Annotated in this window: 13 protein-coding genes; all 13 read right to left on the bottom strand. The window is 68.9% G+C overall.

All coding sequences use genetic code 11. The features are described 5' to 3' along the window. Positions 1-59 precede the first annotated feature (59 nt). The 13 genes from AC13HU_RS25215 to AC13HU_RS25155 all read right to left on the bottom strand — a co-directional run bounded on the left by AC13HU_RS25215 (position 60) and on the right by AC13HU_RS25155 (position 8,145). Positions 60-758 (bottom strand): class I SAM-dependent DNA methyltransferase, encoded by a 699-nt coding sequence (locus AC13HU_RS25215; protein ID WP_483044226.1) that lies wholly within the window; start codon positions 756-758, stop codon positions 60-62. Positions 759-1,056: 298 nt separating this feature from the next. Beyond that, positions 1,057-1,743 carry a cytidylyl-2-hydroxypropylphosphonate hydrolase gene (gene fomD, locus AC13HU_RS25210; RefSeq protein ID WP_483044225.1) on the bottom strand — a complete coding sequence of 229 codons (687 nt, stop codon included), beginning with the start codon at positions 1,741-1,743 and terminating at the stop codon, positions 1,057-1,059. A 23-nt stretch (positions 1,744-1,766) separates the two neighbouring features. Continuing rightward, the gene (locus tag AC13HU_RS25205; RefSeq protein WP_483044227.1) at positions 1,767-3,152 is read right to left on the bottom strand and encodes a class II fumarate hydratase; all 1,386 of its coding nucleotides are present in this window, start codon (positions 3,150-3,152) and stop codon (positions 1,767-1,769) included. Between the two features lie 77 nt (positions 3,153-3,229). Beyond that, positions 3,230-3,547, bottom strand: a complete 318-nt coding sequence (locus tag AC13HU_RS25200; RefSeq protein WP_483044224.1) for a hypothetical protein — start codon at positions 3,545-3,547, stop codon at positions 3,230-3,232. Next, positions 3,528-3,731, bottom strand: a complete 204-nt coding sequence (locus tag AC13HU_RS25195) for a hypothetical protein (RefSeq protein WP_483044228.1) — start codon at positions 3,729-3,731, stop codon at positions 3,528-3,530. Before AC13HU_RS25195 ends, AC13HU_RS25200 begins: the two co-directional genes overlap by 20 nt. Next, positions 3,635-3,994 carry a hypothetical protein gene (locus AC13HU_RS25190; RefSeq protein WP_483044223.1) on the bottom strand — a complete coding sequence of 120 codons (360 nt, stop codon included), beginning with the start codon at positions 3,992-3,994 and terminating at the stop codon, positions 3,635-3,637. The genes AC13HU_RS25195 and AC13HU_RS25190 overlap by 97 nt, the downstream gene beginning before the upstream one ends. Beyond that, a complete protein-coding gene (locus tag AC13HU_RS25185) occupies positions 3,991-4,500 on the bottom strand; it encodes a hypothetical protein (RefSeq protein ID WP_483044222.1) in 510 nt (169 codons plus the stop codon). The genes AC13HU_RS25190 and AC13HU_RS25185 overlap by 4 nt, the downstream gene beginning before the upstream one ends. Positions 4,501-4,859: 359 nt before the next feature. Then, on the bottom strand, positions 4,860-5,693 hold the full coding sequence (locus tag AC13HU_RS25180) for a helix-turn-helix domain-containing protein (RefSeq protein ID WP_483044221.1): 834 nt from the start codon (positions 5,691-5,693) through the stop codon (positions 4,860-4,862). Continuing rightward, the gene (locus AC13HU_RS25175; protein WP_483044220.1) at positions 5,674-6,204 is read right to left on the bottom strand and encodes a DUF6879 family protein; all 531 of its coding nucleotides are present in this window, start codon (positions 6,202-6,204) and stop codon (positions 5,674-5,676) included. Before AC13HU_RS25175 ends, AC13HU_RS25180 begins: the two co-directional genes overlap by 20 nt. Next, entirely contained in the window at positions 6,188-6,394 is a 207-nt protein-coding gene (locus tag AC13HU_RS25170) for a hypothetical protein (protein WP_483044219.1), read from the bottom strand. Before AC13HU_RS25170 ends, AC13HU_RS25175 begins: the two co-directional genes overlap by 17 nt. A 227-nt stretch (positions 6,395-6,621) precedes the next feature. Next, on the bottom strand, positions 6,622-6,990 hold the full coding sequence (locus AC13HU_RS25165) for a hypothetical protein (RefSeq protein WP_483044218.1): 369 nt from the start codon (positions 6,988-6,990) through the stop codon (positions 6,622-6,624). 97 nt (positions 6,991-7,087) lie between these two features. Then, entirely contained in the window at positions 7,088-7,312 is a 225-nt protein-coding gene (locus AC13HU_RS25160) for a DUF397 domain-containing protein (protein ID WP_483044217.1), read from the bottom strand. Beyond that, positions 7,309-8,145 carry a helix-turn-helix domain-containing protein gene (locus AC13HU_RS25155; RefSeq protein ID WP_483044216.1) on the bottom strand — a complete coding sequence of 279 codons (837 nt, stop codon included), beginning with the start codon at positions 8,143-8,145 and terminating at the stop codon, positions 7,309-7,311. The genes AC13HU_RS25160 and AC13HU_RS25155 overlap by 4 nt, the downstream gene beginning before the upstream one ends. Positions 8,146-8,416: the final 271 nt, after the last annotated feature.

Here is an 8,416-nt window from a genome sequence, read left to right as displayed (position 1 = left end):
GTCCATCCGTCGGTGCTCCGCCGCGGCCGGCGCGTGGCCGGGCTCGGGCCTGTTCCGGGTCAGGCGCGTCGGCAGTAGAGGAAGATCTGCTCCTCCGGCGGCACGTCGGTGCTCGCCGGCGCGTACGTATAGGACATCTCCTTGATCACTTCGAAGCCCGCGGCCACCACGACGTCGCGCAGATCGTCCTTCAGGTACCCCGATACCCGCACGGTGTGCCCGAGGAAGGGGATCGGCACGTCGTCCACGTCCGCCTCGACCATGCCGAGCGCCAGCAGCCCGTCGGGCGCCAGCAGTTCGTGGACGGCGGTCAGCGCGGCCGGGATCTCGGCTCTGGGCAGCATCAGCAGGGTGAAGAACGCCGCGACCGCGGAGAAGCTCCCGGCGGCCAGCGGCCCGCCGTCGACCAGGTCCGCCGCATCGGCCTGGACGTACTCCGCCTCGGGGACGTTGGTCCGGGCCCTGGCCAGCATGCCGGCGGACAGGTCCACCCCGGTCACCCGCATGCCGGCGTCGACGAACTGCCGGGTGGTCGGCAGGCCGGTGCCGCAGCCGAGGTCGAGCACCTTGGCGCCGGCCGGCAGTTCGTCGACGAGCCAGCTGCCCGCCGTGACCTGGCCGTCCTTGTGCGGGAACGCCTCGTCGTACCGGTCGCCGATGGCGTCGAACGCCTCCGCCTGGCCGGTACGGTCCCGCTCCGATGCCGCCGCGGGGTCGTCGGGGGGCGTGCCAACGGGCTCGTAACCGTCGGTATCCACTGCTCAGGGCCTCCCTGACTGCTGTGACTGTTGTGACGGACGGGGCTGGAATGGGGCCGGGGTGAAGCGGTGACGGGATGGGTGGATCCGACAGGGCATTGTCTGGCATATGCACAGGATCGGCACTCGTTTGTACCCCCATGACGTGGCGTCAAACTCTAGGCCGTGCTGGGCAATTGTGCAGGCTTCCGATCGACGATCCTACGGTTGACGGCCCGGGGCGCGCCAAGGGGCTCTTACCCGGCGCTCGGACTGCGCCGTACGCCCCACGCCCTCGGCAGCCCCGCGCCCCTCACGCTCACACCGCCGGGCGATCCCAGTCGGCCGGCAACTCGGGCACCGGCCACGCCGGGTCGGGGCGCCAGTCCTGCCAGCGGTCACGGAAAGGCGACTCCCAGGCGCTGATCGCGTGCACCGCCTTCCGGCCGGCCTGCCGGACCCGGTCGGCCAGTTCGGCGGGCATCAGCCCGTCGGCCTGTGCCTGCGCGAACTCGTCCTCGTCCCGCCAGTACCAGTTACGGTCCGGGTGGACCGAGATGTCGAGGAAGTGGTCCACCGAATCCACCCCCGCGGACCACCGGCTCAGCGGTTCCTCCAGATTCACGTACCAGCTTCTGAAGTGCCAATCCTGCTCCCAGAACAGCCAGATCGACCAGGGTTGGTCCGGCCGGGCCAGTTTCAGCACCCCTGCGCCGAACCACTCCTCCACCACCCGCGTGCGGGGCTTGGTGTACCGGGTGGCCAGCGGCTCCTGATACAGCGGCGTGCCGTCGGCGAGCACCGGCTTGATGCAGTGCGTGCCCGGCGCCAGCCACACCGCGAGCAGGTCCGGCTCGTCGCGCACCACCGTCACCGGACGGCAGATGTGCACCTCGTCCGTGCCGTTGCCGCGATAGCGCCACAGCACCTGGTCACCAGGGGCCCAGCGGCCCGGCCGCGGTGCGTTCGATCCGTCCGGTTGCGTGGTGTCGAGGTCGGCTGTCATGAACGGAGTTTACGGAATGTGTGTTACGGGTGGGTCATGCGCAGCACGTCCAGTGCCTCGTCGAGCTGTGCCTCGGAGAGCTCGCCGCGCTCCACATAGCCCTCCTCGATCACCACCTGACGGATCGTCTTCCGCTCCGCCAGCGACTTCTTCGCGACCTTCGCGGCCTCCTCGTAGCCGATGTAGCGGTTCAGCGGGGTGACCACGGACGGCGAGGACTCGGCGTACTCCCGGGCCCGCTCCGCGTGTGCCGTGATGCCGTCGATCGTCCGGTCCGCGAGCAGCCGGGAGACGTTCGCCAGCAGCCGCACCGACTCCAGGATGTTGCGGGCGATCACCGGGAGCATCACGTTCAGCTCGAAGTTGCCCGCGGCGCCCGCGACGGTGATCGCCGTGTCGTTGCCGATCACCTGCGCGGCCACCATCAGCACGGCCTCCGGGACCACCGGGTTGACCTTGCCCGGCATGATCGACGAGCCCGGCTGGAGGTCGGGCAGGCTGATCTCGGACAGCCCGGTGCGCGGGCCCGAGGCCATCCACCGCAGGTCGTTGGCGATCTTCGTCAGCCCCACCGCGATCGTCCGCAGCTGGCCGGACGCCTCCACGATGCCGTCCCGGGCACCCTGCGCCTCGAAGTGGTCGCGCGCCTCGGTGAGCGGCAACCCGGTGGCCCGCGCCACCTCCGAGATCACCGCGGCGGGGAAGCCCGGCGGCGTGTTGATCCCCGTGCCCACCGCGGTGCCGCCCAGCGGCAGCTCCGCCAGCCGGGGCAGCGCCGCCTCCAGCCGCTCGACGCCGTACCGCACCTGCGCGGCGTACCCGCCGAACTCCTGCCCCAGCGTCACCGGTGTGGCGTCCATCAGGTGGGTGCGGCCCGCCTTCACCACCCCGGCGAACTCCGCCGCCTTGCCCTCCAGCGCCTCCGCCAGCCGGGTCAGCGCCGGAACCAGCTCGCCGGTCACCGCCGCGGTCGCCGCGATGTGGATCGAGGACGGGAACACGTCGTTGGACGACTGGGAGGCGTTCACATGGTCGTTCGGGTGCACCTTGCGGCCCAGCCGCTCGGTGGCCAGCGCCGCGATCACCTCGTTCGCGTTCATGTTGGACGACGTGCCCGAGCCCGTCTGGAACACGTCGATCGGGAACTCCGCGTCCCACGTCCCCGCGGCGACCTCGTCCGCGGCCGCCCCGATCGCCGCCGCCATGTCGGCGTCGATCACGCCCAGCTCGGCGTTCACCTTCGCCGCCGCGGCCTTGATCCGTGCCAGCGCCTCGATGTGCGCCCGGCTGATCCGCTGCCCCGAGATCGGGAAGTTCTGCACGGCCCGCTGCGTCTGCGCCCCCCACTTCGCCGCCGCAGGAACCCGCACCTCACCCATCGAGTCATGCTCGACCCGGAATTCGTCCATACCGTCGTCCATACCTCCTACAGTGCCCCGCGACCCGCCGTTGTTCCCGCCGACGGCCCGCGGCAAGGGGTACGCGTTCAGCCCCCTGGCCCGGCCAGATGCACTTGCACCCGCGCCCGCAGCGCCGCGGCCCTCGGATCGCGATACGGAGCCAGGTGCGTCAGGGCCTCTGCCCAGTGGGCGCGGGCCGCCTCGGGGTCCTCCGGGTGCACCGCGTCGGCCAGGTGATCGAGTTCCATCGCGAGTTGCCATGTGTCCCCGAGGTCGCGGTGCACGGCCACCGCCTGACGGTGGAAGGCCGCGGCCTCGTCACGGCGGTCCAACACGCTGTACGTCCGGCCCGCGCCGCGCCAGGCCAGCGCTTCCCGGCCGCGGTCACCGAGGCGCCGGTGCATGCACGGACACGATCACCTGGCCGCCGTCCCTGCCGGTCAGCACGGCGTTCAACTGGCCCAGCTCGTCGGTGCGGTTGACGAACTCGTTCACATCGGCGGGCAGTTGCCGAGGGGTGCGCCGGGGCCGGGCCGGCTCCGGCTCGTGGTGGAAGTGGATGCCACCGCCGACGTCCCTGGCTTGCACGACATCGTGGGACGACCCGGAGAGGTCGTTCGACGAGCTTCCACCAGCCGCGTGAACCGGCCCGACGCCGCCCCGTCCGCGACCTCCAGTCGGACCACCGCGTCACCGTGGCCGAAGTGCGTGCCCCACGGTGCGACGATCAACCCACCCGGCGCGGTCTGCTTCACCCACGTGTACGGGATCTCGCGCAGGCCGCAGGTGGCGATGATCCGGTCGTACGGCGCCCGCGCCGCATGCCCGGTGAACCCGTCACCCGTGATCACGGACGGGCGGAACCCGGCGCGCTCCAGGGTGCCCCGGGCTGCCGTGGCCACGCCGCATCCACCTCGATTGTCGTCACGTTCGCGTCGCCGAGCCGGTGGGACAGCAGCGCCGCGTTCCAGCCCGTACCGGTGCCGACCTCCAACACGGTCTCACCGTCGGACACTTGCAGGTCGCCGAGCATGGCGGCCACGACCGACGGCATCGACGCGGACGACGTCGACACGCGTCCTGGCGTGGTCCCTTCGTGCTCCCCGTCATCCCACTGCGTCACGACCGGCACGTCCGCGGCGGCGAACGCCCGCCATGCCGCCGGGTCTTGGGACCGCTCGACGGGTACGGCGCTGCGCTCGGCCATGTCGTACGGCCACATCATGTCCGGCAGGAAAACCGAGCGGGGCACCGCCTCGAACGTGTCCTCCCACCCGGGTGCCAACTCGTCGCCGCGCCACGCGGGCAACGGCCGGCCCGCCACGGACCGGCCTCGCGCGCCCTCCACCGTGGTCACTTGCGGTGCGTTCCGTCCCCGGGCGGCGTCGTCCCGTCCGGACTCGGCGGCTCCTGCGGCGGCGTCCACGGCGTCCCCGGATGCCCGTCCCCTTCGCCGCCCCCGGCGGCACTCGCCATGATGTTTTCCACCTTCACCACTCCTGTCTGTCGGTCGGGAGAACGAACGGGATAAGACCGACCGGCAAATTGAGGGCGGCGTCGCGGGCCGATGGCTCTCGCCCAGACGGCTTCTCCGCAGTCACCATTTGCCGGTCGGTCCAAGCTACGCCCGACTTCGTCGGGTCGTCCCGCCTCGGTTGTCTATGGTAGAAGCCTTGAGGGCTTTTCCCGAAAGATATTTCCGAGTTCGGGTATAGATCACGTGCGGAATCTGCTGGCCCAATCGGAAAGACGTGTCCTCGCCGGCTCGCCGAAAAGGGCGTACTCGGTGTAAGTGCCGAACTCGCCCTGGTAGACGGACACGTCGCGATGATCGCGGAAGATCATTGCTCCGGTCGTCGTCTCCACCGTGGCTATCCGAGCATCGTAGATCGTGAATGTATTCAGTGGCGCCACTGGCATGTGGTGTTCCAGGGGGACGACGCCCAGCCGTATGTTCGGCAGGAGGCTGAGAGATGTCAGCCGGTCGATCTGCATGGCCATAGCGGGTGCGGGCAGGAAGGGCCAGCGAACCGCCTGCTCCGTGAGGATGAAGGTGAACTTCTTGGTGCAATCGTACAGAACGGCCTGCCGCTCCAGCTTTTTGGCGATCGCCTTGCTGTGGTCGCCCGAAATGTGGGCGAGGCTGGCCCGCACGTATTCGGGGGTGGCGAGGAGTCCGGTCACCATGGACAGGAGGAAGTAGCGGAACTCCGTGGTGGATTGCTCGAGGGCGGCCAGTTCGTTCTGCTTCTTCTCAAGTCCGGTTCGTCGCTGCGACCAGATGTCCTGCCACTCGGAGTTGGCGATCCGGGCAAGAGCGGTGACCCGGCCCACGAGTTCCGGGGGCGCGTCCAGTGCCGTCAGAATCAGCTCCACGTCCACCGGACTGGGGGTGAGCTTCGCCCTCTCGATGTTACTGATCTTCGTCTGAGACAGATGGCAACGCCGAGCGAGCCGGACCTGGGAGAGTCCGGCTCGCTCGCGCAGTTCTCTGAGCGTCTCGGCCAGGTCGTTCCTCGACCGGCCCAGCTCATCGGGTTCGAGCGTCAAGGCCCTTCACGTAATCCTCGAAGGGCACCGCCTCGGCCAGCGCGATGCGCTGGTATTCGATGAAAGGCGCCACGTCTCCCGTGTGGACTTCGCGATTGATCTGCGTCCCGTCGGACGCGTAGTTCATCAGGACCACTTCGGACTTGTCGAACATCCAGAAATCCTGCACGCCGGCCAGCGGGTTCGGGCGGCCCGTCACATCCATGATGCGGATGTCCTCGCCGGCCCACACGTGCGGCAGGTAGTACATGAACTCATATCGGAGGTATGCGGAGAGCGGGCGTGTGACGATGTGCACGCGTCCTTTTGTCTTGCCCTCGCGGCGAACCCGCTTGAGGTCCTCCGTGTACTCGTTCGCATGCGTGTGAGGATCGATTCGCGTGCCGGCCAGGAAGGCGAGGATCTCGTCGTCCTCCTGTGCGACGTTGTATACCGGAAGGGTCTCGAGTCGCCATGCCTCGAAGCGGAAGTCGCGGAACTTGGCGTCCCATGCCTCACCATCCAAGAGCACGCACGGCCTCCTTCAAGACGGCCTCCGGGATCTCCACCAGACCTTCGCCGGACGCCGGGGTGAACACGTCCGTCAGCGCGCCCTGAATGACGAACGATCCGTCGCCGGTCCGATACACGTTGGGGCAGTCATTCTGATTGCACTCGCCGTTGCCCTTGCCGGTGAGGCGGGTCAGTTCCTCGCGTGCCATCCCAAACCTCCTGTCGCCGCCCCCGATTGGGCTGATAGCCAGGACAGTACGAGGAACGGGCCGAGGCCGTCCATTCGCCACCGCCGATATTCGCGTTGTCGGGTAGTTGATCTCCGCTGCGGCCTCGGTTCGGGAAGGCCGGGTCGGAGCCGTCGCGTCACGCGCCCGGGGGGATGGTGATTATGACAAACCGTCACCACGTATCGCGTGCGGGGAGGCGGCGGGGGTCAGTCCTCCCAGTCGAGTTGGGCTTCGGGGACGCCGACGGTGCGGGCGTAGTCCGCCACTTCGGCGCGGGCTGTGGCGTCCTGGGGGGGGTAGCGGAAGAAGCGGTCGGCGAAGATGACGAACGCCTCGGCGGAGGTGTTGAAGTTGACGTACCACCCGCCGACCGGTTCCAGGCACCGCGACAGCGCGTCCGCGAGGTGCTCGGCGTCGGACTGCTCGGCCTGGAAGTCCAGCAGAGTCCATTGCCGGGGTTGGGCCTGCGCGGCGCCGGGCACCTCGACCCGACGCACCCGGGTGACCCGCAGCGGGACCTCCTCCAGCACGCTTCCGACCCGCAGGCTTTCCCCGATCAGCACACCGCTGAGCATGTGAACCTCCTTGCCGTGATGTTCCAGGTGGTGATGACGGCCGAGGTGTGGACGTCTTCCGTGGGGACCGGATTCCGGCCCGGTGCCCCGGTCGCCGTCAGGGGGTGGGGAGTTCGCCGGTGCGGATCGCGGTGATGAACGCGGTCCAGGCGGTGGGGGTGAAGGCGAGAGCGGGACCGTGGGGGTTCTTGGAGTCGCGGACGGGGACGGTGCCGTGGGTGGTGAGGTGGGAGGGTGCCCACTCGACGCATTCGCCGCCCTCGCCGCCGCTGTAGCTGCTCTTGATCCAGGTGCTGGCGGTGGGGTCGGGGGTGTGGCTCATCTGGCGTGCTCCTCCGCGATGCTTCGGATGAGGGACAACGAGTCGTGTGGGGACGCGGCCGCGGCGCGGAGCCGGTCGTACGCTGTCCTGGCGCTCTCCACCGCCTCCGCCGAGTCGTCCACATGTCCCGCGTTGCGGGTCTCCGAATACACCACCCGCGTCCCGTCCCATGACGACAATAGGATAAAGGGTGCGGAGGATGTCGGGGCGCCGGCCGAGAACGGAAGGACCTGCACGGTGATGTGCGGGGTCGCGGCCCGCAGGGTCAGATGCTCCAACTGCGCCGCCATCACGGCCCGTCCGCCGACCTCCGTGCGCAGCACCGCTTCGTGCAGGATCACCCACAGCAGCGGAGGTCGCTTGCCCTCCATCACGCCGTACCGCTGCCGCCTCGCCTCGACCCGCGTCTCGATCTGCCCGTCGTCCTCGCGGGGGTTGGCCGCGCGGAAGGTCGCCTCCGCGTATTCCGGAGTCTGCAACATGCCCATGATCATCGCGTTGGAGTAGTTGCAGATCTCCTTCGCGCCCTGCTCCAGCTTTACGTACGGCACGAACCAACCCGGGTGGCCGCGTTCGGTCACCCGTTCCCGCAGTCGCGTGAAGAAGCCCGAGGTTCCGAAGATGCGGTCGCACGCCTTCACGAACTGCTCGGACGCAAGAAGCAGTCCGCTCTCCACCCGGGTTACGTAGGGCCGTTCATACCCCGTCTGCTCGGCGAGCTGTTGTTGCGTCAACCCCAGGTGCTCCCGGGCGAATCTGACCTCCTGTCCCAGATATGCCGCGCCGTCCTTCCGGCCGTGCTGCCACCTGTCCGTCTCCTGAATGTCCGTCACTTCGGCACCCCCGAAAGCTCTTTGGTTCCGAACCGTTCGGAACCCGGTCACCTCTGGTCGGCCAGGGCCGTCCGCGGCAAAGCTGACCGAGGCGGGCCGACCTCGGAGGGATGATCGTCCGATTCCCTCCGCATTTGAGAGCTTATGGACCGGTCGGGCCCGCAGGGAAGGGAAACGAACGCAATTAGCTCTTTCGAGCTAACGTTCGATACCTGCCACCCCGTCATGCCCTTCCACGCCGACCGGACATGCCGCGGCCCCCGGTCTCCGG

The organism is Streptomyces sp. NH27 (assembly GCF_056859195.1).
The sequence above is the reverse complement of the archived record's forward strand: the minus strand, read 5'-3'. Positions and strand labels throughout refer to the sequence as shown.

Coding starts and splice junctions, on each gene's coding strand:
- fomD (WP_483044225.1), bottom strand. CDS start 1,743: ATGACAGCCGACCTCGACACCACGCAACCGGACGGATCGAACGCACCG.
- AC13HU_RS25205 (WP_483044227.1), bottom strand. CDS start 3,152: ATGGACGAATTCCGGGTCGAGCATGACTCGATGGGTGAGGTGCGGGTT.
- AC13HU_RS25200 (WP_483044224.1), bottom strand. CDS start 3,547: ATGCACCGGCGCCTCGGTGACCGCGGCCGGGAAGCGCTGGCCTGGCGC.
- AC13HU_RS25170 (WP_483044219.1), bottom strand. CDS start 6,394: ATGGCACGCGAGGAACTGACCCGCCTCACCGGCAAGGGCAACGGCGAG.
- AC13HU_RS25165 (WP_483044218.1), bottom strand. CDS start 6,990: ATGCTCAGCGGTGTGCTGATCGGGGAAAGCCTGCGGGTCGGAAGCGTG.
- AC13HU_RS25160 (WP_483044217.1), bottom strand. CDS start 7,312: ATGAGCCACACCCCCGACCCCACCGCCAGCACCTGGATCAAGAGCAGC.